The 24,334-nt window shown below is 63.8% G+C and carries 25 protein-coding genes; 17 read left to right on the top strand and 8 right to left on the bottom strand.

The window, feature by feature from the left end:
• The first annotated feature begins 151 nt into the window (after window positions 1-151).
• The 5 genes from N511_RS0104125 to N511_RS0104105 all read left to right on the top strand — a co-directional run bounded on the left by N511_RS0104125 (window position 152) and on the right by N511_RS0104105 (window position 4,789).
• Window positions 152-847 (top strand): TerC family protein, encoded by a 696-nt coding sequence (locus N511_RS0104125; RefSeq protein WP_027678133.1) that lies wholly within the window; start codon window positions 152-154, stop codon window positions 845-847.
• 185 nt (window positions 848-1,032) lie between these two features.
• Complete coding sequence (locus tag N511_RS0104120) at window positions 1,033-1,554, top strand: pilin (protein ID WP_027678132.1); 522 nt, start codon at window positions 1,033-1,035, stop codon at window positions 1,552-1,554.
• Between the two features lie 252 nt (window positions 1,555-1,806).
• A complete protein-coding gene (locus tag N511_RS0104115) occupies window positions 1,807-2,310 on the top strand; it encodes a pilin (protein WP_027678131.1) in 504 nt (167 codons plus the stop codon).
• A gap of 73 nt (window positions 2,311-2,383) precedes the next feature.
• Window positions 2,384-4,108: a PglL family O-oligosaccharyltransferase gene (locus N511_RS0104110; RefSeq protein WP_027678130.1), complete on the top strand. Its 1,725-nt coding sequence runs from the start codon at window positions 2,384-2,386 to the stop codon at window positions 4,106-4,108.
• A 177-nt stretch (window positions 4,109-4,285) separates the two neighbouring features.
• On the top strand, window positions 4,286-4,789 hold the full coding sequence (locus N511_RS0104105) for a pilin (RefSeq protein ID WP_027678129.1): 504 nt from the start codon (window positions 4,286-4,288) through the stop codon (window positions 4,787-4,789).
• Window positions 4,790-4,852: 63 nt separating this feature from the next.
• Here N511_RS0104105 and moaC read toward each other — a convergent pair whose 3' ends face one another.
• Complete coding sequence (gene moaC / locus N511_RS0104100; RefSeq protein ID WP_027678128.1) at window positions 4,853-5,329, bottom strand: cyclic pyranopterin monophosphate synthase MoaC; 477 nt, start codon at window positions 5,327-5,329, stop codon at window positions 4,853-4,855.
• 105 nt (window positions 5,330-5,434) lie between these two features.
• Between moaC and N511_RS0104095 the strand changes: the two genes are divergently transcribed.
• Window positions 5,435-7,138: a beta-barrel assembly-enhancing protease gene (locus tag N511_RS0104095; protein WP_027678127.1), complete on the top strand. Its 1,704-nt coding sequence runs from the start codon at window positions 5,435-5,437 to the stop codon at window positions 7,136-7,138.
• Between the two features lie 20 nt (window positions 7,139-7,158).
• Here N511_RS0104095 and N511_RS0104090 read toward each other — a convergent pair whose 3' ends face one another.
• Genes N511_RS0104090 through N511_RS0104070 form a run of 5 tightly spaced genes read right to left on the bottom strand, consistent with a single transcriptional unit; the run spans window position 7,159 to window position 10,582 of the window.
• Window positions 7,159-7,740, bottom strand: coding sequence for a DUF2946 family protein (locus N511_RS0104090; RefSeq protein ID WP_027678126.1), 582 nt, complete (start codon window positions 7,738-7,740; stop codon window positions 7,159-7,161).
• The gene (locus N511_RS0104085; protein ID WP_027678125.1) at window positions 7,733-8,809 is read right to left on the bottom strand and encodes a YheT family hydrolase; all 1,077 of its coding nucleotides are present in this window, start codon (window positions 8,807-8,809) and stop codon (window positions 7,733-7,735) included. Before N511_RS0104085 ends, N511_RS0104090 begins: the two co-directional genes overlap by 8 nt.
• 34 nt (window positions 8,810-8,843) lie before the next feature.
• Window positions 8,844-9,284, bottom strand: coding sequence for a YybH family protein (locus N511_RS0104080; protein WP_009239042.1), 441 nt, complete (start codon window positions 9,282-9,284; stop codon window positions 8,844-8,846).
• Window positions 9,285-9,309: 25 nt separating this feature from the next.
• Complete coding sequence (waaF, locus tag N511_RS0104075) at window positions 9,310-10,335, bottom strand: lipopolysaccharide heptosyltransferase II (RefSeq protein ID WP_027678124.1); 1,026 nt, start codon at window positions 10,333-10,335, stop codon at window positions 9,310-9,312.
• Window positions 10,336-10,384: 49 nt separating this feature from the next.
• Window positions 10,385-10,582, bottom strand: a complete 198-nt coding sequence (locus N511_RS0104070; protein WP_004636130.1) for a zinc-finger domain-containing protein — start codon at window positions 10,580-10,582, stop codon at window positions 10,385-10,387.
• Between the two features lie 325 nt (window positions 10,583-10,907).
• Here N511_RS0104070 and N511_RS0104065 point away from each other — a divergent pair, with 325 nt between their 5' ends.
• The 11 genes from N511_RS0104065 to N511_RS0104015 all read left to right on the top strand — a co-directional run bounded on the left by N511_RS0104065 (window position 10,908) and on the right by N511_RS0104015 (window position 21,959).
• Complete coding sequence (locus N511_RS0104065; protein WP_027678123.1) at window positions 10,908-11,702, top strand: AzlC family ABC transporter permease; 795 nt, start codon at window positions 10,908-10,910, stop codon at window positions 11,700-11,702.
• Window positions 11,699-12,022, top strand: coding sequence for an AzlD domain-containing protein (locus N511_RS0104060; RefSeq protein WP_024976546.1), 324 nt, complete (start codon window positions 11,699-11,701; stop codon window positions 12,020-12,022). Before N511_RS0104065 ends, N511_RS0104060 begins: the two co-directional genes overlap by 4 nt.
• A 2-nt stretch (window positions 12,023-12,024) precedes the next feature.
• Entirely contained in the window at window positions 12,025-12,921 is an 897-nt protein-coding gene (rarD, locus tag N511_RS0104055) for an EamA family transporter RarD (RefSeq protein ID WP_027678122.1), read from the top strand.
• A 119-nt stretch (window positions 12,922-13,040) separates the two neighbouring features.
• Complete coding sequence (locus tag N511_RS0104050; protein WP_027678121.1) at window positions 13,041-14,252, top strand: phosphoglycerate kinase; 1,212 nt, start codon at window positions 13,041-13,043, stop codon at window positions 14,250-14,252.
• A 47-nt stretch (window positions 14,253-14,299) separates the two neighbouring features.
• Window positions 14,300-15,739 carry a pyruvate kinase gene (gene pyk, locus N511_RS0104045; RefSeq protein ID WP_027678120.1) on the top strand — a complete coding sequence of 480 codons (1,440 nt, stop codon included), beginning with the start codon at window positions 14,300-14,302 and terminating at the stop codon, window positions 15,737-15,739.
• A gap of 87 nt (window positions 15,740-15,826) precedes the next feature.
• Complete coding sequence (gene fba, locus N511_RS0104040; RefSeq protein WP_027678119.1) at window positions 15,827-16,891, top strand: class II fructose-bisphosphate aldolase; 1,065 nt, start codon at window positions 15,827-15,829, stop codon at window positions 16,889-16,891.
• A gap of 82 nt (window positions 16,892-16,973) precedes the next feature.
• Entirely contained in the window at window positions 16,974-17,951 is a 978-nt protein-coding gene (locus N511_RS0104035) for a phosphoribosylaminoimidazolesuccinocarboxamide synthase (protein ID WP_231479569.1), read from the top strand.
• 15 nt (window positions 17,952-17,966) lie between these two features.
• Entirely contained in the window at window positions 17,967-18,476 is a 510-nt protein-coding gene (gene purE / locus N511_RS0104030) for a 5-(carboxyamino)imidazole ribonucleotide mutase (RefSeq protein ID WP_012761264.1), read from the top strand.
• A 19-nt stretch (window positions 18,477-18,495) separates the two neighbouring features.
• On the top strand, window positions 18,496-19,731 hold the full coding sequence (locus N511_RS0104025; RefSeq protein ID WP_027678117.1) for a 5-(carboxyamino)imidazole ribonucleotide synthase: 1,236 nt from the start codon (window positions 18,496-18,498) through the stop codon (window positions 19,729-19,731).
• A 14-nt stretch (window positions 19,732-19,745) separates the two neighbouring features.
• Window positions 19,746-20,750 (top strand): L-threonylcarbamoyladenylate synthase, encoded by a 1,005-nt coding sequence (locus N511_RS0104020; protein ID WP_027678116.1) that lies wholly within the window; start codon window positions 19,746-19,748, stop codon window positions 20,748-20,750.
• Between the two features lie 162 nt (window positions 20,751-20,912).
• On the top strand, window positions 20,913-21,959 hold the full coding sequence (locus N511_RS0104015; protein ID WP_027678115.1) for an SGNH/GDSL hydrolase family protein: 1,047 nt from the start codon (window positions 20,913-20,915) through the stop codon (window positions 21,957-21,959).
• Window positions 21,960-22,139: 180 nt separating this feature from the next.
• Here the strand turns inward: N511_RS0104015 and mobB are convergent, their stop codons facing one another.
• Both mobB and dacB read right to left on the bottom strand, forming a co-directional pair.
• A complete protein-coding gene (gene mobB, locus N511_RS0104010) occupies window positions 22,140-22,667 on the bottom strand; it encodes a molybdopterin-guanine dinucleotide biosynthesis protein B (protein ID WP_027678114.1) in 528 nt (175 codons plus the stop codon).
• Entirely contained in the window at window positions 22,664-24,202 is a 1,539-nt protein-coding gene (gene dacB, locus N511_RS0104005) for a D-alanyl-D-alanine carboxypeptidase/D-alanyl-D-alanine endopeptidase (RefSeq protein ID WP_027678113.1), read from the bottom strand. Before dacB ends, mobB begins: the two co-directional genes overlap by 4 nt.
• Window positions 24,203-24,334: the final 132 nt, after the last annotated feature.

Below are 24,334 nucleotides of genomic sequence, written 5' to 3'. Positions count from 1 at the left end.
AAGGTTTGAGGTTGTGCGAGAACGGGGGCTTCGGCTCCCGTTTTTGTTTGATCGCGATGCAGCATGCGATCCGGGCACGACATGTGTATAAGCACACAAGACGCTGCAAACCGATTTCCCGCCAACCCGCAAGGACATCTTCGAGAACACTATGGCGCTCACCTCCAGCGCATTCTGGTTCGCACTTGGCTCCATCATCCTGACCAACATCGTGCTGTCGGGCGACAACGCGGTGGTCATCGCGCTGGCCGCGCGCAACTTGCCCAAGCGTCAGCAGAAGCAGGCCATTTTCTGGGGCAGCGCCGGCGCCATTGTGCTGCGCGTGGTGTTGACCGTGCTGGCCGTCAAGCTGCTTGCGTTGCCATACCTGAAAACGATTGGCGCGGTGCTGCTGGTCTACATCGGTGTGAAGCTGCTGGCGGAAGCCGACGAGGAGGCCGCCGATCGCCATCAGCGTGCCGGCCTATGGGCGGCCATCCAGACCATCCTCATCGCCGACTTTGTGATGTCGCTCGATAACGTCGTCGCTGTGGCCGCCGCGGCCGAGAAGGGGCCGCCAGGCACGACGTTTCTGCTGCTGGTGCTGGGGCTTGGACTCTCGGTACCGCTGATCGTGTTCGGCAGCACGTTGCTGGTGGGCGTCATGGCGCGCTTTCCCGTCATCATCACGCTCGGGGCGGCGCTGCTCGGCTATCTGGCTGGCGACATGCTCGTCACCGATCCGATCGATGCGGCGTGGTTTGAGCGCGCGGTGCCGTATGCGGACGTGGTGGTGGGGTGCGTGGGGGCGCTGCTCGTCGTCAGCGTAGGCAGGTGGCTCAGCCGGCGAACGTTGCGCCAGGCCTAGTCCGAACGAATCCCCTCGAAAGTAGGTGATGACGGGTTCTGTCCGGAATTCTGTCAAGAACGGTCAGATTTGCGCCGCAAATTTGGACAAAGCGCGCCAGTTCTTTCCCCGAAATATGGTGTGTGCCTTGGCATAGTCCATGCACGGTGGCCTCCCAACAACAAAATGCCTTTTGGGGAGAGGTCATGACATTCAAGCACAGCAAGGGAACAAGGCGTCGGGCGGGCGGCTTTACGCTGATCGAACTGATGATCGTGGTGGCGATTGTGGGGATTCTGGCGGCATTGGCGATTCCGGCGTATCAAGACTATACGATTCGGTCGCGGGTGACTGAGGGGCTAATCATCGCTGTGCAGGCGAAGGCGTTGGTGGTCGAGAACGCTGCAAACGCACAAAGCAGCCTATCGCTGGGCGCCGCCTCGCTACCAGCTACACGCAATGTGGCCTCGTTAGATATTGATGGTGGCTCCGGCGAAATTTCCATCGGGTTCACCTCTAGCGTGGCAGGAGCCGGCAGCAACACGCTAATCCTCACGCCCTACTCGGGCACTGCGTCGTCTACTTACGCGAATCTCAGGGCGGGGTCGGCTCCTCCAGCAGTCGTCATGTGGGCATGCTCGGCGAACGGCAAGCAAATGCCACCGAACGTAAACCGCATCGGGACGCCAACTCTGGACGCTCGATATGCTCCGGCGGAGTGCAGATAGCGATCCTTGTGCTCAGTCGAGGCGTCTACACGCGTCGTTTTCGTGTAAGCCGCCGGCCACTGATGACTTTGTGCCAGCTCCACAGAAATTGACGATCCACGTCACGGCATGTCAAAAACTGTCACTTCATGCCCAAGCAGTAGAGCGAATAGCGACAGTTTTGACACACAAGTTCACGAAATCAAGTTGGCACGGTCCCTGCTCAAATAGCCTCGCATCATCCTTAACCAAATTTTTCCGGGGGAAAATTCAATGAAAACGATGCGTCGTCTGAACAAGCGTGTCCAGAAGGGCTTCACGCTGATCGAACTGATGATCGTGGTCGCGATCGTCGGCATTTTGGCTGCTATCGCCATTCCGGCTTACCAGGACTACACGATTCGCGCTCGCGTGACGGAAGGTCTGGCACTGGCCGCTCAAGCCAAGGTCCTCGTGGCAGAAAACGCCGCGAACGCTCAAACTCGTCTCGACGCTGGTTCGTCGGCTTTTGTGGCGACTAAGAACGTGTCCGGGATGGTCATTGATGGTACGACAGGCGAAATCCAACTCACGTATCAACCCGTGGCGAGCGGCGGCACCCTCGTGCTGAAGCCCGCAGCAGGGGGCGCAGCGTTGTCGGCAGGTAGTGTTCCGACTAGTCAAATTCAGTGGGGTTGCTTTGCTTCGGGCAAGGTCGCCACGTCGCAGGTGCCGGCTCCGACCGCGTACGCCAACCCATCTTTGCAGGCGAAGTACGCTCCGGCAGAGTGCCGCTAAGCTATAAGCTAGCTTATTGGCAAGAGCGCCTTCGGGCGCTCTTTTTGTTTGGTGTCTGTTCTTCTATCCCCTGATGCCCCGTTCTCCAGCCTTGTTGATACCACTGTCGCTTGCTGTTGCAGCGTGTTGGTCAATTCCATTTCTAGTTGCGCCACACACATACCCCATCCCAACCTTCTATGGCGAATTTGCCAGTGCGGTTTGTTGGGCAGTGTTGGCTGTGGTGGCACTTGGTGCGACATGGCGGGAGAAAGTAGTGTTTCCCGTTGCAGCACTGGCGCCCGTCGCGTTGGTGCTCGTTCTTATTGTTCAACTGGACGTCGCGACGCCAATCAACCCCTTCTATTCGTTCGCGGCTATTGTGTTCCTACTCGCAGCAGCGGCTGCCACCGGAATTGGTGCGCGGTGCCGTGAGATTCCAGGAGTGCTACGGGCCATTGCTGTTGGCGTTCTAATTGGTGCGCTATTGACTGTGGCTATCGAGCTTCTGCAGTTGTTTCGCGTGCAGGGGTTACCGGAGTCACTGGTTTCGCCAGCCTCTACTGCTTTAGATCGCCGGATGTGGGGCAATCTGAATCAACCAAATCACGTCGCGTCCTATCTGAGTTTTGGCTTGGCAGCCTGTGTCTATCTTGCAAATGGAAGCAAGCTAGTGCGGGCGTTCCTAGTCGGGTGTGCATTGATGTTTCTGGTGGGCATGGCGCTGACGTTCTCTCGTACAGCGTGGATTCATACTGGCATCGTCGGTGTTCTGACTGGCTTACTGTTCTGGAAGCAGCGGGGGGGCCACAAAGGTTGGGCTATTGCGACTCCTCTGCTACTGCTGCTCGTTTTTGAGTTGTGCAACTGGTTGGTGAGCTACGCCAACATGTTGTGGGCCTTAGGGCTGCCAACGTCTTTGGCGACCCGCATGGAACACGGCGCCTCCGATCGCATGCCGATGTGGCATCACGCGTGGCATATGTTCGTGACCAACTTCTGGTTAGGTGGCGGTTGGGGGGACTACGCCTGGAATCAGTATGTGCAAACCGATCTGCTTGGGCCCGTCACGATGTCCTTGAATGCGCACAATGCCGTCTTGGATATCCTAGCGAAGGTTGGTATCTTTGGTTTGCTAGCAGTAGTCCTGCCGTTGGCTGGATTGGTGCGGGTCGCCATACGATCATCGTTCACCTCCGCCAGCGTGTTTCTCTACACCGTTGTTCTGGTACTGGCAGCACATTCGATGCTTGAGTATCCGCTGCAGTATCTTTACTTTCTATTGCCCTTTGCATTTGTATTGGGTTACGCCGACGATCGACCCCTGCGTTTCCCATCTGCTAGCATGGCTTGGGTATTGACTGGAATCATTGTGGTTTGCTGCATTGCTCTGACGGGTCGTATGTGGATCGACTACAAGCCGATTGAGCAACTTTACTACCAACAGGGAGGCGCGCAAGCGGCGCTTCGGCAGTATCAGGAAAGCAAGCAATTGTTGCTAGCACCGTACGCAAACCTGACTATTGCCAATAATGCTGGTATGACTTACGAGCTCGCGCCAGTCTTAGCTGCAATCGAACGGCAAGCCGTGCAGTTCTATCCCAGTGCTGGTCCGGTACAGCGTTGGGCCGTGGCTCTGGCATTCCAAGGTAAAACTGATGAGGCTGTACTTCAGGTTAGGCGCCTGCGTGATCTGAACTCTGAAGATTACGTAGGAGCTTCACTATTGATCGCGCATGTCTGCAAGGAAAAAATGGTCGGTTCGAAGGAATTTTGCACGCGCTTGAAAGCTAAAAATCTATTGACGGGCGTGGACTAATTTACGCCGTTTTATGAAGAGCCTCAGCTTGAAGATTTTTAATTTTTGAGCTGCATGCGTTAAAATTTGTTGCGGCATATCGCTCGATTCACGTCCTCGCTTAGTCTTCTCATCACTTGCAATGACTGCGGTTTTAGTTGCCGTGTCGAGCAATTACCAAGTGATGAGGAGAAATCAATGCAATTGAAGAGAAAGCCAGCGCACCTACAGTCCGGTTTCACGCTGATTGAGTTGATGGTTGTCGTTGCCATTGTGGGTATCTTGGCCGCGATCGCTGTGCCAGCGTATCAAGACTACACCATCCGTGCGAAGGTTACCGAAGGTCTAACAATCGCCGCACAAACCAAGACTCTGGTTGCGGAAAACGCTATTGCAGGCCAGAGCGATTTGTCCAAAGGAATGTCGACATTCACGACAACCAAGAATGTTTCGGCGCTGACTGTTGATAAAGACACCGGTGAAGTGGTTGTAACCTACGACTCGAAAATAGTGCCAGTCGACAAGAGTAAGTTGGTTCTGACGCCGTATTCGGATAGTGCCAACCTACAAGCTGGCAGTGTGCCTATGGCTGCAATTCAATGGGTTTGCGCAGCAGGCGGAAAAATTCTGCCCGAGGGTAACGTGAAACTGAGCACTACTCCCACGTTGGATGCTAAATATGCTCCACCTGAGTGCCGCTGACTTCCCTCCGCCGTAAGCAAAAAAGAGCGTCAGAAAGACGCTCTTTTTTTGTCGGGCAGACGATTATCCCGCCGCCCACTCCCCCGACTTCCCCCCATGCTTTTCTAGCAGCCGCACATCCCCAATCACCATCCCCCGATCCACAGCCTTGCACATGTCGTAGATCGTCAGCAGCCCCACCTGCACCGCTGTCAGGGCCTCCATTTCGACGCCGGTCTGCCCTCGGGTTTCTGCACGTACATTGCAGCGCACGCTGTGCTCGGCCTCGCTCAGTTGAAACTCAACCGCTACCTTCGTCAATGCCAACGGATGGCAGAGCGGGATCAAGTCCGAAGTCCGCTTGGACCCCTGAATCGCCGCAATTCGCGCGATGCCCAGCACATCGCCTTTCTTGGCATTGCCATCGCGCACCAGCGCAAACGTCTCGGGCAGCATGCGGATCGTACCGGTGGCGACGGCCACGCGGTGCGTGACGGCCTTGTCGCCGACATCAACCATATGGGCTTGTCCGGCGGAATCGAAGTGGGTGAGTTGCGACATGAGTGACAGCGCGTTTTGCGGGGCAGGGTGCGAAGCGTTTTATGATAGCAAGCACCCGGCTTGCGGCGATGTGGCCGCGCTGATTCCGCTCTCCGTGCTTTCCGTATGACGCTTTCACTTTTTCGGCCGCGCGCCCGCAAGCTGACGGCTGCTGTGTTGTTGTCGACGTGGCTTGCGCCCCTGCCGCTGCCCGTGCTGGCGCAGGCGGTGGCGTCCGCGCCGGCGGCCTCGGTCAACCCGGGGTTGGGTTCCGCCGCGGCGGCCGATCAGGTGCAGAGCAACCTGAATCGCAGCGTGCAGATCGGACGGCAGTCGCCGTACTTGCCGAAGGAGCCGACTGTCATTGATGCGCCGACGTACGAGTTGCCCGATATGGGCGATCCGTCGACGGCGTCGTTGTCGCCCGAGATGGAGCGTCGCCTGGGCGACCGTGTGATGCGCCAGATACGCCGCGATCCGGACTTCGTGCCCGACCCGCTGATTACCGACTACCTCAACACCATCGGCTACAAGCTCATCGAAGCGGCGCGCCGTCAGCACGTGGCGGGCAGTACGTCGGCGTCGAGCTTTGAGCTGTTTGCGGTGCGCGATCCCGGCATCAATGCATTTGCATTGCCGGGCGGCTACATCGGCGTGAACACGGGCACGTTGGTCGCGACCGAGAGCGAATCGGAGCTGGCGTCGGTGCTAGGCCACGAAATCGGTCACGTGCTGCAGCGGCATATTGCGCGCGGCATTGATAAATCCGGCGAGTCGATGTGGATTGCGCTGGCCTCGATTCTGCTGGCCGGTCTTGCGGCCACCAAGAGCGGGGACGCCGCGCAGGCCCTCGCGATGGGCGGGCAGGCGGCGGCGGTGTCGAACCAGCTCGCGTTCTCGCGCGGCGCGGAGCGCGAGGCCGATCGCGTCGGTTTTACGCTGCTCACGGGCGCGGGCTACAACCCGGACGGCATGCCGGACTTCTTCCGTCGCCTGCAGCGCGTCACGAACATTGCTGATACGGGCGTGATTCCCGGCTATGCGCGCACCCACCCGCTGACCGGCGAGCGCATCGCCGACATGGAGGACCGCGCGCGTGGCTTGCCGCATCCGCGCCAACCGCGTCGCCCGGAATTTGGTTTTGCGAAGGTGCGTGCGCGCGTGCTGCAGGAAACGTCGACGAGCGGCTATATCGACGTGCGCAATGCGATGCGCTCGCAATTGTCGTCAGCGCCGGATGCGCCGGTCGAGAAGCGCGCAGCCTTGTGGTACGGCGTGGCAGTTGCCAATCAGATGGCGGGGCGGCTGGATGACGCTGAACAAGCGCTGCAGGAAGCGCGACGTCTGTACGGCAACATTCCCGGCATCACGTCGGGCAGCGTCGAGTTGGATGTCACCGCCATCGAACTGGCACGCGCGCGTAACCGTGCGCCCGAGGCGCTGACGTTGGCACGCGCGGCGCTGGCTGCGTATCCGCTGTCGCGCGCGGTGGGCATCACCTATGCGCAAACGCTGCTCTCGGCCGGCCGGACCGATGACGCGATTCCGTATCTGAAAGACAAGACCCGCGAAGACACTGCCCAGCCGATCTGGTGGGACATGCTCGCCCGGGCCTATGCCGACAAGGGCAAGCGCGTTGAGCAGCATCGCGCGCTGGCGGAGAAATACGCGCGGGATGGGGCGTGGGGATCGGCTGTGGAGCAACTGAAGCTCGCCCGCGATGCGGGGGATGCGGATTTCTACACGTTATCCGAAGTCGATGCGCGCTTGCACCAGATGGAGCGGCAATACCGGGAAGAGAAGGCGGAAGACAAGGCGCTGCCGAAGTAGAGCCGGTGGGCCTATCGCGGCTATTCCGCTGGCCGCGCAACGAAGCCATAGCGCTTTGCGACTTCCGCGCGCGCAATCGGCTCAATGTCGAATGTCCGGTCACCCAGCGTCAGCGTTCCGAGCGCCGCTCCGCACGCCTCTCCGTGCCAGTTGGCCAACGAAGAAAACGGCTCCAAGTCATGATCGTGCAGCAGGGCGACGGTTTCCTCTGCGTCGTATCCGCCCACGTAACCGGGCAGCAGCACGCTGCCTTGTTCGTCGACAAAGCAGCCGGTCGGCGAGAACGCAGCGCTTGTGGTCGTCGTGAACGCTGGCGGCGCGCCATCGGCCGACAGCCGCGCCACCCAGGGCGTGTAATCGAGTTCGACAAACACGCGCTGTGGCCCGTTCTGGAAGAACCAGCGTCCGGCATCGTCATGCGCGTAGTTGCGCACGATGAAGTCGATGAGCGCCGTGTGGCGAATCGGCTCGCCGGACAGTTTGTTGGCCTGCGCATATTCGTTGCGCATGCGCCATTGGCCGCGCCGATCCAGCGCCAGCCAGCCAAAGCAATTCGGCACGTTCGGCCACTTGGCCATGGCCTGGCGGACGATGTCATCCATGAGCATCCTCCGCGTTGGCTTGGCGGCCCAGTACATCATCGAAAAAGCGCAGGACGCGTGCAGGCATCCAATCGACGCGGCCCGTCTTGCCATGGCGCAGCAGGAAGCCGACGTGGCCGCCGTGCAGCGGCTGGTCCAGCGTGATGTCGGGTGACACGTCGGCCACGCCCGGCAGATGCTGTCCGGGCAGGAACGGATCGTTGCGTGCGTTCAGCACCAGCGCCGGCACACGCACGTCGCGCAGCACGGGCTTCGACGACGCGCGCGTCCAGTAGTCGAGCACGTCGCGAAAACCGTGCAGCGGCGCGGTGACGACGTTGTCGAACTGCCCCAACGTGCGCGTGGCCATCATGGCGTCGCGGTCGTACAGGCCGGGGTGCTGGTCGAGCTTCGCATTGGCCTTGGCTTTGAGCGTGCGCAGAAACATGCGCGTGTAGACCATGTTGAAGCCTTTGGACAGCGCTGCGCCGCCGGCGCGCATGTCCAGCGGTGCGGAAACCGTCGCAGCCGCGGTCACGTAGCGGGCATCGGCGCCGTGTTCGCCCAGGTAGCGCAGCAGCGCGTTGCCGCCTAGCGAGATGCCGACAACCAGCAGCTTGCGGCCCTGCGGCTGGCAAACCGTCCGATATAGGCGTTCGAGGATCCACGCGATCTCGGCGCCATCGCCGCAGTGGTACATGCGCGGCGCGAGGTTCACCTCGCCCGAGCACCCGCGAAAGTGCGGAATGACGCCGGGCCAGCGGCGCGCGCGCAGCGCGTCCATCAGCAGCCGCGCGTAATGGCTGCGTGAATCGCCCTCCAGGCCGTGGAACATGACGACGAGCGGCGCGTGCGCGTCGGTCTCGTGCGTGGTCCAGTCGAGGTCGATGAAGTCGTGGTCGGGCGTGTCCCAGCGTTCGCGCCGATACGCAATCCGCGGAAAGCGCCACAGGCGCGCGGGCACGATCGTCTGCGCATTGCCGCCGATCAGCCACCACGGCGAGCGGAACGCGTGCGGCTCGAACGGCCCTGCCAGCAGGGCGCTCAGATTCAGTTCAAGAGGAGTGGCGTGGCGAGACGGATGGGTCATCGAAAGAGACGGCGGCCACGCCGAGCGCGGCAGCTTAGTGCAGAGAGTGCGTGACGCTGGCGATGGACGCAGCCACGCGTTCTTCGGCGGCCTGGCTGGAATGCACATGGGCGATGCGCCAGCCTTCGTGGTTCTGCATCAGCACGTAGGTCGTGTGCACGTACAGATCGGCCTCGGTGGCGGTGGCCGAGAAGCGCAGCGCTTCGGTGGCTTCGAAGATCGACACGCCCAGGGACGAATGCACCTGCTGCGAGAGGCATTCGATCCAGACCGGGTTCTTCTCGACCAGCGCATCGAGGCAGCCGCGCAGTTGCTCGTGGCCGTGCAGGCGCTGCCCGTCGGGCAGGATGAAGCTCACCGAATCCTCGTCGAGCCACAGCTTGAGCGCGCCATCGGCATCGCGGCGCTTGAGTGCATCGCGATAGGCTTCGAGGATGTCCTCGGCGGCTTCGAACAGGCGGGCAAATCGTGGCATGGCGATGAAAGTTGAGGAGAGCGTGTTACTGCGGCTGCAGCAGCCGGCGCAATTCATGAAACACCATCTCGGGGCCGATGTCGCGCAGGCAGCGCAAGTGGCCCAGCGGGCATTCGCGCGCAAAGCACGGGCTGCACTCCAGATGGAGCCACATGATACTCGCAGCGGGCGACAGCGGCGGCGTGTGGCGGGGGTCGCTGGAGCCGAATACGGCCACCTGTGGGCGTCCCAGGGCAGCCGTCACGTGCATCAGGCCGGAGTCGTTGCAGATGGCGGCTTCGGCGCGGGCAAGCAGTTCGATCGCCTCGTCGAGCGAGGTCTCGCCGCACAGGTTGCGCACGAACGGCGCGCGCTCGACGATGGCGTTGGCCATGTCGCGGTCCTTGCCTGAACCGAGCGCAACGATCTGCGCGTACGGGAACGAGCGGCGCAGCATCTGCGCCAGCTCCGCGAAATGCTCGGCCGGCCAGCGCTTGGCCGGGCCGTATTCCGCGCCGGGGCAGAAGGCAATCAGCCGCGCGTTGCCCGGAATGCCGAACTTGGCGGACGTGGCGGCCACGCGCTGCACATCGACGTCCAGCTTCGGATCGGGCAGCGTGTCGGGCAGCTTGGCGTGCGGCTTGAAAGCCAGCGCGGCGTAGTGCTGCACCATCGGCGGACGCGCGTTCTTGGGCGGATTCGGGTAGCGCACGTTCAGCACGCCCAGGCGCGACTCGCCCTTGTAGCCGATGCGCAGCGGAATGCCGGCCAGCCACGGGATCAGCGCGCTCTTGAACGAATTCGGCAGCACGTACGCTGCATCGAAGGTTTCGCCCTTGAGCTGCTGGGCGAACATCGTACGGCTGCCGAGCTGCAGCTTGCCGTGGGCGAGTTCGGTCGGCAGCACGCGCGCGATTTCCGGCATGCGCGCGAGCACGGGCGCCACCCATTTCGGGGCGATCGCGTGGATCTGCGCGCGCGGGTGCCGCGCCTTGAGTTGCGCGAACAGCGGCTGCGCCATCAGCGCATCACCGATCCAGTTGGGGGCGACGACGAGAATCTTGCGCATCATCGAATCGCCAGGCGAGTGCCGCGACCGGTGTACTGCAGGTGAATCGGGCTCAATGGTGGCCCTTCAGTTCAACGCCGGGGGCCAGCTTGTAGACGGTGCCGCAGTACGGGCACTTGGCTTCGCCGGTGTCGGCGATGTCGAGGAACACGCGCGGGTGGTAGTTCCAGGCCGGCGTTTTGGCGGTCGGGCAGTGCAGCGGCAGGTCGTCTGCGCCGATTTCGATCGTGGGTGCGGTTTGCGTGGTCATGGTGAGTGAGGAATGCCGGCGCGGTCTGAGCAGGTCAGCCACGCCGTGATATGGGCCGCAGGTTCAAGAACCGACAAAGGCGAAATTGTAAGGGGTGGGCGCAGGCGCGCCAACGCCGATTGTTGCAGTGCGTGGCGCCCGGCATGAATCGTTCCATTGGTCGGACGCGCGCTTTGCCGTTAAGCGGATGCTTAACATCAAAAGTATAATTGTGTGTTTCCTACGAGCCACCCATGTCGCCCCCGACGTTCCTGCGCGCCCGCGCTGCCGGCTGCCCCTGCCCGGCTCATCAAAAAGAGTCTGATTCGCCACTTTTGGGGGCGCCATGGCGCTAGTCCGCTGGGCAGCGGCATTGCAGCGCCGCTGGGAGGCCATTGATCCAGCAGAACGCGCGGGCTTCTTTGCCGGCGTGCGCGCCTATATGCCGTCGATGCCGCCGGTGCTGACCTGGGGGCTGGTGACTGGCGTGGCGATGAGCAAGTCGGTGCTCACCATCCCGCAGGCCATCGGCATGACGATCTTCGTGTATGCCGGGTCGTCGCAGCTGGCGGTGCTGCCGCTGTTGGCGGCGGGGTTGCCGATCTGGACGGCGCTGCTGACGGCCTTCATCGTGAACGTGCGCTTCATCATCTTCAGCGCCGGGCTGATGCAGCATTTCGGGCATCTGCCGTTCATGCGGCGCGTGGTTCTGGGTGTGTTCAACGGCGATCTGCCGTTCGTGCTGTTCACTCAGCGGTACCCCTCGGCCGCGCCTCAGGCGGGCAAGGAGGGCTATTACTGGGGCATGGTCCTGCTGAGCTTCGTGGGCTGGCAGGTGTCGTCCATCCTGGGCATCGTCGCGGCGAGCCTGTTCCCTGATGCGTGGGGCCTGGCGCTGGCCGGGACGCTTGCGCTCATTCCTGTCATGGTGTCGACCATTCGTAGCCGTGCCACGCTCATGGCGGTGGCTGTGGCGGCGGTGCTGGCGCTGGTTGCCTTCAAGCTGCCGTATCGATTGAGCCTCGTGATTGCCGTCACCGGCGCGATGGCCGCCGGCCTGGCGGCAGACGAAGCGGCCGCGCGCCTGCAATGGCAGCGCCGACGGGCCGCGCAGGCGACAGCTGACGAGGACGACGCATGAGCGCGCTGGAAATCTGGCTGGTCATTGCCGGCATGACCGTGGTGACCATCGTCACGCGTTCCCTGTTCCTGATCGTGGGCAACCGCATGACCCTGCCTACCCGCGTGCAGCACGCGCTGCGCTTTGCGCCGGCTGCCGCGCTTGTCGCCATCGTGCTGCCCGACCTCCTCTGGAACCAGGGGCACTTCGACGCGAGCTGGACCAACCCGCGCCTGATGGCCGGCGTTGCCGCCACCGCGTTCTACGTTGCCACGCGGCGCATGCTCGGCATGATCTTCGTCGGCATGGGCGTTTTTACCGTGCTGCGTCTCTGGGGATGAACATGTCGGCTTCCAATCGCAACGGCGTGATCTTCGCGTTTCTGGCCTACACGATGTGGGGCCTGTTTCCGCTGTACTTCAAGCTGCTCAAGGCGGTGTCGCCGGTCGAGATTCTTTCGCACCGGGTGATCTGGTCATTGGCGGTGATGGTGGTGATCCTGCTCGTGAAGCGGCACGGCGCTTGGTTGTGGGCGTTGCGCAAGCAACCGCGGGTGGTGGGGCGCTACGCCGCCAGCACCAGCCTGTTGGCCACCAACTGGCTGACCTACATCTGGGCGGTCAACCACGACCATGTGCTGGAAGCCAGCCTCGGATATTTCATCAACCCCCTCGTGGTGGTGATGCTGGCCGCACTGGTGCTCGGCGAGCGGCTGCGGCCGGTGCAGTGGGTCTCGGTGGCGCTGGCCGCCGCGGGCGTGGCATGGCTGACGTGGCAGGCTGGCACGCTGCCGTGGATCGCCCTGGCGCTGGCGTTTTCGTTTGGGTTCTACGGTTTGCTGCGCAAGACTTCGCCGCTGGGTGCGCTCGAAGGGCTGACGCTGGAAACGCTGCTGTTGTTTCCGCTGGCGTTGGCCTACCTCGGTTGGCTGGCTTCGCAGCATCAGAACGCCTTCCTGGCCGCATCGCCGGGCACGCAGCTGCTCCTGGCGCTGGCTGGCCCGCTGACGGCGCTGCCACTGCTGCTGTTTGGTGCCGGCGCCCGGCGTATTCCGTTGTCACTGCTCGGTTTGCTGCAGTACGTGAGCCCGACGCTGCAGCTGCTGCTGGGCGTCTGGCTCTATAACGAGCCGTTTGCGGGCCCCAAGGTGGCCGGCTATGTGCTGATCTGGGCAGGTCTGGCCGTGTATTCGGCCGAAAGCTGGATGCAACTGCGCCGCCGCACGCCGCTGCCGGCGTAGTCCCCGCCAATCGGCCTCGGCAAGACGGCCGAGCCCGGAGGACTCCGCCGAGAAACGCACGTTTTGACCAGGCGCATCGGGTAAAATCGCTGTTTTCCGCGATTTCTTCCGAAGCTGCCATGCCTCACGTCCTGCGTCTGTCCGATCTCATCTCCGAAGGAAAGCTTGCCGGTAAGCGCGTGTTCATCCGCGCCGACCTCAACGTGCCGCAAGACGATGCCGGCAACATCACCGAAGACACGCGCATCCGTGCTTCCGTGCCGGCCGTCAAAGCCGCGCTGGACGCCGGTGCCGCCGTCATGGTGACCTCGCACCTGGGCCGCCCGACCGAGGGCGAATTCAAGCCGGAAGATTCGCTGGCACCGGTTGCGAAGCGCCTGTCCGAACTGCTCGGCCGTGACGTGAAGCTCGTCCAGAACTGGGTGGATGGCGTGGAGGTCGCGCCCGGCCAAGTCGTGCTGCTGGAAAACTGCCGCGTGAACAAGGGCGAGAAGAAGAACAGCGACGAACTGGCCCAGAAGATGGCCAAGCTGTGCGACGTGTACGTCAACGACGCCTTCGGCACCGCCCACCGCGCGGAAGCCACCACGCACGGCATCGCCAAGTTCGCTCCCGTCGCTTGCGCGGGCCCGCTGCTGGCTGCCGAGCTGGACGCGCTGGGCAAGGCGCTGGGCCAGCCGGCCCGTCCTCTGGTGGCCATCGTGGCTGGCTCGAAGGTGTCGACCAAGCTGACCATCCTGAAATCGCTGGCCGACAAGGTCGACAACCTGATCGTGGGCGGTGGTATTGCCAACACGTTCATGCTGGCCGCCGGCCTGAAGATCGGCAAATCGCTGGCGGAAGCCGACCTCGTGGGCGATGCCAAGGCCATCATCGAGATGCTGGCGGCGCGCGGCGCGTCGGTACCCATTCCCGTTGACGTGGTGTGCGCCAAGGAATTCAGCGCCACCGCGGCCGCTACCGTCAAGGACGTGGCCGATGTGGCCGACGACGACATGATCCTCGACATCGGCCCGAAGACGGCCGCGCAACTGGCCGAACAACTGAAGAGCGCCGGCACCATCGTCTGGAACGGCCCGGTCGGCGTGTTCGAATTCGACCAGTTCGGCAATGGCACCAAGGTGCTGGCCGAGGCGATTGCTGCCTCGTCGGGTTTCTCGATTGCCGGCGGCGGCGACACGCTGGCGGCCATCGCCAAGTACAACATTGCCGACAAGGTGGGCTATATCTCCACCGGCGGCGGTGCGTTCCTCGAGTTCCTGGAAGGCAAGACGCTGCCGGCCGTCGAAATCCTGGAGCAACGCGCGCAAAACCAGGCCGCTGTGGCCTGACGCAAACGCCGCCACATCCCCACCACAACAACGAGACACCGCCGCCCATGACCCGCGCTACCAAGATCGTCGCAACGCTCGGCCCCGCGTCCAGCACGCAGGAAGTCTTGACCCGCATGATCGCTGCGGGGGTCGACGTGGTGCGGCTGAACTTCTCGCACGGCGCGGCGCAAGACCACATCGATCGCGCGCAGCTGGTGCGCGAAGTGGCGCGCTCGGTGGGCCGCGAGGTGGCCATCATGGCCGACCTGCAGGGCCCCAAGATCCGTGTCGGCAAGTTCGAGAACGGCAAGATCACGCTGGAGCCGGGCGATCGCTTCACGCTCGACGCCCGCTGCGAGCTGGGCAACCAGGAGCGCGTCGGCCTCGACTACAAGGAACTGCCGCGCGACGTGGGCCCCGGTGATCTGCTGCTGCTCAACGACGGCCTGATCGTGCTGCAAGTCGAGCGCGTGGTGGGCGAAGAGATCGAGACCATCGTCAAGATCGGCGGCGATCTGTCCAACAACAAGGGCATCAACCGCCAGGGCGGCGGGCTGTCGGCGCCGGCGCTGACCGCCAAGGACATGGAAGACATCAAGACCGCGATGGCGCTGGGCGCCGATTACGTCGCGGTCAGCTTCCCCAAGAACGCGACCGACATGGAAATGGCGCGCCAACTGGCCGCTGTGGCCGGCGCGCCGCATAACCACAAGACCCGCATGATCGCCAAGATCGAGCGTGCCGAGGCCATTCGCCCCGGCGTGCTCGAAGAGATCCTGGCCGCCTCCGACGGCATCATGGTCGCGCGTGGCGACCTGGCCGTGGAAGTCGGCAACGCGGCCGTGCCGGCGCTGCAGAAGCGCATGATCAAGCTGGCCCGTGAAACCAACAAGCTGGCCATCACCGCCACGCAGATGATGGAATCGATGATCGTCAACCCGGTGCCGACGCGCGCCGAGGTGTCGGATGTCGCCAACGCCGTGCTCGACGGCACCGACGCCGTGATGCTGTCGGCGGAAACGGCGGCCGGCCGCTACCCGGTCGAGACCATCGAAGCCATGGCTGCCATCTGCGTGGAAGCCGAGAAGTCGCAAACCGTGCATCTGGATGCGGACTTCCTCGACCAGACCTTCAGCCGCATCGACCAGTCGATCGCCATGGGCGCGCTGTTCACGGCGCACCACCTGCAGGTCAAGGCGATTGCCGCGCTCACCGATTCGGGCGCCACGGCGCTCTGGATGAGCCGCCACGGCATCAACATTCCCATTTATGCGATGACGCCCAACGTGGCATCGCAGCGCAAGATGGCCCTGTACCGCAACGTGCAGTCGCTCCCGCTGGCCAACAGCACCGATCGCGACGAAGCGCTGCACCAGGCCGAAGAACTGCTGGTCGCGCGCGGCGTCGTGCAGCGCGGCGACTTCATCGTCCTGACCGTCGGCGAGCCGATGGGCCAGGCCGGCGGCACCAACACGCTCAAGATTGTTCGCGTCGGCATGCACTGACGCCCACGACGGAACGCCGTTTGCTACGTCTTTCAGATGCCCACGCGTTCCAGAGACCGAATACAGATCGATCCATAGGAGAAAACCATGCCACTCGTCTCGATGCGCCAACTGCTGGACCACGCCGCTGAAAACGGCTACGGCCTGCCGGCATTCAACGTGAACAACCTGGAGCAAGTCCAGGCCGTGATGGAAGCCGCCAAGGAAGCCGGTGCACCCGTCATCCTGCAAGCCAGCGCAGGCGCCCGCAAATACGCCGGCGAATCGTTCATCAAGCACCTGATCCAGGCCGCTGTCGAGGCTTATCCGGAGATCCCGCTGGTCATGCATCAGGATCACGGCCAAAGCCCGGCCATCTGCCAGGGCGCCATCGACCTGGGCTTCGGCTCGGTCATGATGGACGGCTCGCTGCGCGAAGACGGCAAGACGCCCGCCGATTTCGACTACAACGTCGACGTGACGCGCCGCGTGGTCGAGATGGCCCACAAGGTCGGCGTGACCGTGGAAGGCGAACTCGGCTGCCTGGGCTCGCTCGAGACCGGCATGGCCGGCGAGGAAGATGGGATCGGCGCCGAGGGCAAGCTCGACCACTCGGCCCTGCTGACCGATCCGGAAGAAGCGGCGCAGTTCGTCAAGGCGACGCAGCTCGACGCGCTGGCCATCGCCATCGGTACCAGCCACGGCGCCTACAAGTTCTCGCGCAAGCCCACCGGCGACATCCTGGCGATCAGCCGCGTGAAGGAAATCCACGCGCGCATCCCTAACACCCACCTGGTGATGCACGGCTCGTCGAGCGTGCCGCAAGAGCTGCTGGCCATCATCAACCAGTACGGTGGCAAGATGAAGGAAACCTACGGCGTGCCCGTCGAGGAAATCCAGGAAGCCATCAAGTACGGCGTGCGCAAGATCAACATCGACACCGACATCCGCCTGGCAATGACGGGCGCGGTGCGCAAGTTCCTGGCCGAAAACCCGGACAAGTTCGACGCCCGCGAATGGCTCAAGCCGGCGCGCGAAGCCGCCAAGCAAATCTGCAAGGCACGCTATATCCAGTTCGGCTGCGAAGGTCAGGCCGGCAAGATCAAGCCGATCGGCCTGTCGGTGATGGCGCAGAAGTACCAAAGCGGCGATCTGGCGCAAGTGGTGCAATAAGCATTTCGCGTCACATTTAGCAAACGGCTGGCACTGCGCCAGCCGTTTTGCATTGCATGGGCCACCCCATGGGCCACGTATAATGCTGGCCTTCCACGTTTTCTTATCTTCTCCGGGTTCCGCCGTGTCCGCCGCATCTAACAACCCCGCTGCATCCTCCGCCCTTTACGAATCGTCGATCACCAGCCTGCCGTTGCTCGGCCGTGGCAAAGTGCGCGAGAACTACGCTGTCGGCGACGACAAGCTGCTGATGGTCACCACCGACCGCCTCTCGGCGTTTGACGTGATTCTCGGCCAGCCGATTCCGGACAAGGGCCGTGTGCTCGCGCAGATGTCGGATTTCTGGTTCAACAAGCTGCGCCACATCGTGCCGACGCACGAGACCGGCATCGCCCCGGAAACCGTGGTGGCCCCGAATGAAGTCGACCAGGTGCGCGGCCGCGCCATCGTGGTCAAGCGCCTGAAGCCGATCCTGGTGGAAGCCGTGGTGCGCGGCTACCTGGCCGGCAGCGGCTGGAAGGATTACCAAGCGACCGGCGCCGTCTGCGGCGTGCATCTGGCCCCTGGCCTGCAGAACGCGCAGAAGCTGCCGGAGCCGATCTTCACCCCCGCCGCCAAGGCGGAGATGGGCGAGCACGACGAGAACATCTCCTTCGACGAAGTCGAACGCCGCATCGGCCCGGACCTCGCCGCGCAGATCCGCGATGTGAGCATCCGCCTGTACAAGGAAGCCTCCGACTTTGCCGCCACGCGCGGCATCATCATCGCCGACACCAAGTTCGAGTTCGGCCTGGACGAAAACGGCACGCTCACGCTGATGGACGAGGCGCTGACCGCAGACTCGTCGCGCTTCTGGCCGGCCGATTCGTACCAGGTCGGCACGAACCCGCCGTCGTTCGACAAGCAGTTCGTGCGCGACTGGCTCGAAGCCGTGCGCATTGATGGCAAGCCCTGGCCGAAGACCGCGCCGGCGCCGCAGCTGCCTGCCGACGTGATCGAAAAAACCGCTGACAAATACCGCGAAGCGCTGACCCGCCTGACCGGTGAATCCCTGCGTTAAACCGGAGCGATGACAATGACCGCACAGCAATCCGCTCCGCTCGTTGGCGTGGTGATGGGCTCCAGCTCCGACTGGGAAGTGATGCGCCACGCTGTCGACATGCTCACGCAGTTCGGCATTCCGTTCGAGGCGCAGGTCGTCTCGGCGCACCGCATGCCGGACGACATGTTCCGTTACGCCGAAGCCGCACGCGGCCGCGGTTTGCGCGCCATCATCGCCGGTGCTGGCGGGGCAGCGCACCTGCCGGGCATGATCGCCGCGAAGACGATCGTGCCGGTGTTCGGCGTGCCGGTGCCGTCCAAGTACCTGCGCGGCGAAGACTCGCTGCTCTCCATCGTGCAGATGCCCAAGGGCATTCCGGTGTCGACATTCGCGATTGGCGAAGCCGGTGCGGCCAACGCAGCGCTGGCCGCCATCGCCACCATCGCCACCACCGACTCGGCCCTGGCCGACAAGCTCGAAGCCTTCCGCGCGCAGCAGACCGAAGTCGCACGCGGCATGACGCTCCCTGTGCACGGCGCCTAAGCAACCTACGACCCGATTCATGGCCGACGACCTGAACCCGCGCCTGGCGCAAGCCCACACCGCGGAATCCCGCGCGCTGAACGTTCCCAACGCGATCCTGCCCGATGCCTGGCTTGGCATGCTCGGCGGTGGCCAGCTCGGCCGCATGTTCGCGCACGCCGCGCAGGCCATGGGCTACAAGGTCTGCGTGCTCGATCCGGACCCGAACAGCCCGGCCGGCACCATCGCCGAGCGCCACCTGTGCGCCGGCTATACCGATGAAGCCGCATTGGCCGAGATGGCTGCACTGTGTCCGGCCGTCACGACCGAATTCGAGAACGTGCCGGCCATGGCGCTCGACCGCCTGGAGCAGCTCGGCGCGTTCGTTGCGCCGCGTGCCAACTGCGTCTCGATCGCGCAGAACCGCATCGCCGAGAAAAAATTCTTCGCGCTGTGCGCCGCGCGCACCGGCATCCATCCCGCACCGAGCTGGGTGATCGAGCACGAAGCCGACATCGAACAACTGCCCGCCGACCTGTTGCCCGGCATTCTGAAGATTGCGCGCATGGGCTACGACGGCAAGGGCCAGGCGCGCGTCTCGACGGTGGAAGAGCTGCGCGCAGCCTGGGCCGCCATGCAGCACGTGCCGTGCGTGCTGGAAAAGATGCTGCCGCTGGCCTACGAAGTGTCTGTATTGGCCGCGCGCGGCGCCGATGGCAGCACGGCCACGTGGCCGCTGGCAGAGAACGCGCACCGTGACGGCATCCTGTTTTCGACGATCATGCCGTCGCGCAGCGTGTCGGACGACATTGCCACGCGCACCCGCGCCGCCGCCGCGATGATTGCCGAGGAAATGGGCTACGTCGGCGTGCTGTGCATCGAGTTCTTCGTGCTGCAGGACGGCTCGCTGGTCGCCAACGAAATGGCGCCGCGTCCGCACAACTCCGGCCACATCACCATGGATGTGTGCGAGACGAGCCAGTTCGAGCAGCAGGTGCGTGCCATGGCCCGCCTGCCGCTGGGCAGCACGCGGCAGCATTCACCGGGGCGTATGCTGAATGTGCTGGGCGATGTGTGGTTCGAATACGGCCTGGAACGTACGCCCGCGTGGCACGAAGTGATGGGCCACAGCGGTGCGAAGGTGCACCTGTATGGCAAGGCCGATGCGCGCCCGGGCCGCAAGATGGGCCACGTGAACTGCGTCGGCACCTCGCCGGAAGTGGTGGACGAAGCGTTCCGCCACGCCGCGCACGTGCTCGGTTTGCAGCCGGACTGATTGCGAGCGTCATCATGCACAAGTCGACCACTCCCTACGTCATGCCATCGCGCGAACGCCTCGAAGAGGCCGCGCGCAGGCTGGAGGCGGGCGAGCTGGTCGCCTTCCCGACCGAGACCGTATACGGACTCGGCGCCGATGCCGAAAGCCCGCAGGCCATCGCCAAGATCTATGCGGCCAAGGGCCGGCCGTCCAATCACCCCGTCATCGTGCACGTGGTGGATGGTGCCGATATTTCGTACTGGACCGACGATGTGCCCGGCATCGCGCTGCAGCTCATCGAAGCCTTCTGGCCAGGGCCGCTGACGCTGATCCTGAAGCGTGCGCCGCACATCCCGGCCGCCGTGGCAGGCGGGCAGGACAGCATCGGGCTGCGTTGCCCCTCGCACCCGGTGGCGCAGGCGTTGCTGTCGCGCTTCAAGCGTGGGCGCGGCGGCATTGCGGCGCCGTCGGCCAACAAGTTCGGCCAGGTCAGCCCGACCACCGCGCAGCATGTGCGCGATGAATTCGGCGATGCCGTCTTCGTGCTCGAAGGTGACGGCGTGGACGTGGGCATCGAATCGACCATCATCGATCTGTCGCGGCTGGATCAGGGCATCGGCCCCGTGCTGCTGCGCCCGGGCGCCATCACGCCTGAAGACATCGAGCGTGTGACCGGCGAATTGCCGGCCCTTCCTGATGCCGCTGCGCCGCGTGCTTCCGGCACGTTGAAGGCGCACTACGCGCCGCGCACGCCGTTGTATTTGCTGTCGGCCGCCGAGGTGCCCGCGCGCCTCGCTGCACTGCCCGCGGACAAGCGCGTCGTGTGGCTCGGTGCCCCAGTGGTACTGCGTGACGGCTGCGACCAGCGCGTTGCCCCCGCCACACCCGCCGCCTATGCCAACGCGCTCTATGCGCTGTTGCGCGAACTCGATCGCGGCGGTTACGACGCCATCTGGGTGGAAACCCTAGCCGACACGCCCGCCTGGGCTGCGGTCAATGATCGCCTGCGTCGCGCGGCCGCCGCGTTCACCGCGTAGTTCGAGTCGGACCTCTAATTCTTACGGGCCGCACGTTCGCCGTGCGCCCGGCAACCTCGCTACACTTGGGCGTTGTGTCGTTCCGCGTGCTTCAAACGCGCACGGCGAGGTTACGCACCGCGGCACCACAAACCATAAAAATTCCACACGGAGACAGACATCATGAAGTTGCGTCAATGGATGGGCGTCGTCGCATCGGCGACCCTGGCCTTGAGCCTGGCCGCTTGCGGCGGCGGTGAAAGCGATCAGAGCGGCAACCCCAACGTCGCCAAAGTGCAGCGCATGGTGGTGTTCGGTGACAGCCTGAGCGACGCTGGGACCTACACGCCGGCAGCGGCTGCCGTGGGAGGCGGCAAGTTCACCACCAACCCCGGCCCGGTCTGGGCGGAAACGGTGGCGGCGCAACTCGGTGTGGCGCTCACACCGGCCGTGATGGGTTATGCCAACTCGGTGCAGAGCTGCCCGAAACCCGGTTGCTTCGACTACGCGCAAGGCGGTTCGCGCGTGACCGACCCGAACGGTATCGGTCACAACGGTGGCGCCGGGGCGCTCACGTATCCGGTCAAACAGCAACTCGCCAACTTCTACACGGCCAGCAACAACACGTTCAACGGCGACAACGACGTCGTGTTCGTGTTCGGTGGCAACAACGACATCTTCTACTGGGCTGCCGCCGTGGCGACACCCAATTCGGGTGTGACGCCCGCCATCGCCACCGCACAGGTGCAGCAGGCCGCGACTGAGCTGGTCGGTTACGTCAAGGACATGATCAGCAAGAACGCGACGCAGCTCTACGTGTTCAACCTGCCCGACAGCAGCCTGACGCCGCAGGGCGTGGCGGGCGGTGCGGCAGGCCAGGCGTTGCTGCATGCGCTGGTGGGCGCGTTCAACACCACGCTGCAAGCTGGCCTTGCCGGTACCGGTGCTCGCGTGATCGATTTCAATTCGCAATTGACCGCCGTGATTCAGAACGGTGCGACGTTTGGTTTCAGCAATACCAGCGTGCCGGCTTGCGATGCGACCAAGATCAACACGCTCGTCCCGGGCGCAGGCGGCAGCTCGCTGTTCTGCTCCGCCAACACGCTGGTGACTGCAGGTGCAGACACGTCTTACCTGTTCGCTGACGGCGTGCACCCCACCACCGGCGGCCATCGTCTGATCTCCAGCAACGTGCTGCAACGCCTGCTGGCCGACGGCGTTACGCACTGATCGAGCACCACCGAGCAAAACGCCCGCGCGAAGCGGGCGTTTTTGTTATGGCGAGGCACAAAAAAAACCGCGCCAAGCAGCGCGGCCGATAGACGGGACTACATCTTGTTGAGAGGGGGCTGGCGAAAACTAGGTCGCCCCATCATAGCCAAGCTGCCTCGCCCGGAGGTTAAGAGCGCTTCATATGGCCGCGGTGGCGAGTTGCTGTACGGCAAATCTATAGACCGCATCGATGTCGTTCAAATCCAGTACGGTCACGCCTTCCGGGGGTTGTACGGCATCGGGGCCATCGGTTGCGACAGCGACGACGCCGCCAATTTCCGGCCACAGCGGCGGGCGACCAAGCGAAGGACGGAAGACTTCGATTTTCGGAAAGGTACTGCGCTTGTAGCCTTCAACGATGACGAGGTCGGTGGCGGGTGACAGCAGCGCCAGCACGTCGTCGAGTTCAGGTTCCAGCGCGTTGGCGTATTCGCGCATCAGCACGAGTCGTTCACCCCCCACGAGCACGACTTCGGCGCTGCCGGCTTCGCGCATGCGGTGCGAATCCTTGCCGGGCGAATCGAGATCGAAGCCGTGATGCGTGTGCTTGATGGCGGCCACCCGGCGCCCGTCGCGTACGAAGCGCGAGATGAGCTGCTCGACGAGCGTGGTCTTGCCGCTGCCCGACGTGCCGGTGATGCCAAGCAATGCCTTGCGTGAAATCATCGCTGTGCGCCCTGATAAATCCATTGCAGCAGTGCATCGTGTGCGGCCTGGCCGCCGCTGGCGTTCGGATGGTTGATCATGCTGACCACCACGAAGCGCTGGCCGCCTTCGCCTTCCACGTACCCGGCGATGGCGCGTACGTCGTTGAGCGTGCCGGTCTTGATCTCGGCATTGCCGGCAACGCCTGCACGCGTGAGGCGGTTCCGCATGGTGCCGTCCACGCCGACAACGGGCAGCGCGTCGCGCAGCACGCCGCCGTTCGGGTTGGCGTCAGCCTGCTGCAGCAGGCGCCCCATGTTGCGTGCGCTGATGCGCTCCACACGCGACAGGCCCGAGCCGTTTTCCAGCACCAGCTCCGGCATCGTCAGGTTCTGTTTGGCGAGCCAGCGGTTGATGACCTCGGTCGACTGCCGCACCGATGCCGGCTTGCGGCCGATTTCCGCGCCGATGGTCAGGAAGAGCTGCCGCGCCATCACGTTGTTCGAATACTTGTCGATGTCGTGCACGACTTCCGACAGCGGCGGGCCGTAGTGCGTGGCCAGCAGAACGGCCTGACGCGGCACCTTGCCTTCGCGCAGGCCCGGCGTGAAACGCGTCTTGCCACCGGCCTGCTGCCACAGCGCGAGGAAGCCGCCCCAGATGAAGTCGGCATGCGTGAGCGCGGCGATATTGAAAACGCGTTCGCCGCACGCGGCGGCATAGCGGCCATCGAAGCTGGCGAGCACGTGGCCGTCGGTCTGCGTGGAGATATTGGCGCCGGAGGAGGTCTTCCAGTCGCCGCAGCCGCCGCGCGTCGTGCGCAGCTGGTTGTCAATCTGCAATTGCGCCAGCGGCGGAGAGACATCGATGTTGACCGCGCCATTGCCGGCATCCGGCGACAGGGTGAACGTCAGTGTCTTGAAGGAATACAGCAGCGCGTCGGGCGCAACGTTGTAGGCACGCGCGCTGTCGCCGTCCAGCGGCGGCGCTTCCGACAGACCGCCCTCGAAGTAGGTGCGATCCAGCACGATGTTGCCGGCCAGTTCGTCCACGCCGGCGCGGCGCACGTCCGTCACCAGCTTGACGAGTTCTTCGGGAATCAGCTTCGGATCGCCTTGGCCACGCAGGTACAGGTTGCCGTTGAGCGTGCCGTTGACGGGAGCGCTGTCGGCATAGGCCGTGGTCTTCCAGCGAAAATCCGGGCCGAGCAGGTCCAGCCCCGCGAAGGTGGTCAGCAGTTTCATGGTCGACGCCGGGTTCATTCCGGCGTCGGCATTCCATTGCAGGATGGGCGTGGCGGTGCCGGTGCGGATCACGAACACGCTCACCGCATCCAGCGGGATATGCGCGCGCGCAAAGGCCAGCGCCACGTTGGCAGGCAACCCGGCAGGGTTGTGCGCCGCCTGGCGTGCCTGCGCAGCGCTGGCGCGCGGGGCCGCGTTGGCCTTAGCCTTCTTGGCATGCGCCAGCGGCGAGGCCGCAATGGCGAGGAGCACCGCGCAGGCAAGCGCGCTGCGCGACAGGTTGAACAAACGGGTCGGACGAATTCGGGCCATCGGCGGGGGGCAGAGTGGGGCGCACACGCGTGCGCCAAGTGCAGACGCAGGCATGTTAACGCAGCGACCCCACACTTCGGCCGACAAGCAATGGGGCGTTCACCGCCCAATTCTTTGGGGATCCCGCAGGTG

Origin of the sequence: Ralstonia sp. UNC404CL21Col (assembly GCF_000620465.1) — a bacterium.
Lineage (GTDB): Bacteria > Pseudomonadota > Gammaproteobacteria > Burkholderiales > Burkholderiaceae > Ralstonia > Ralstonia flatus.
The sequence above is the reverse complement of the archived record's forward strand: the minus strand, read 5'-3'. Positions and strand labels throughout refer to the sequence as shown.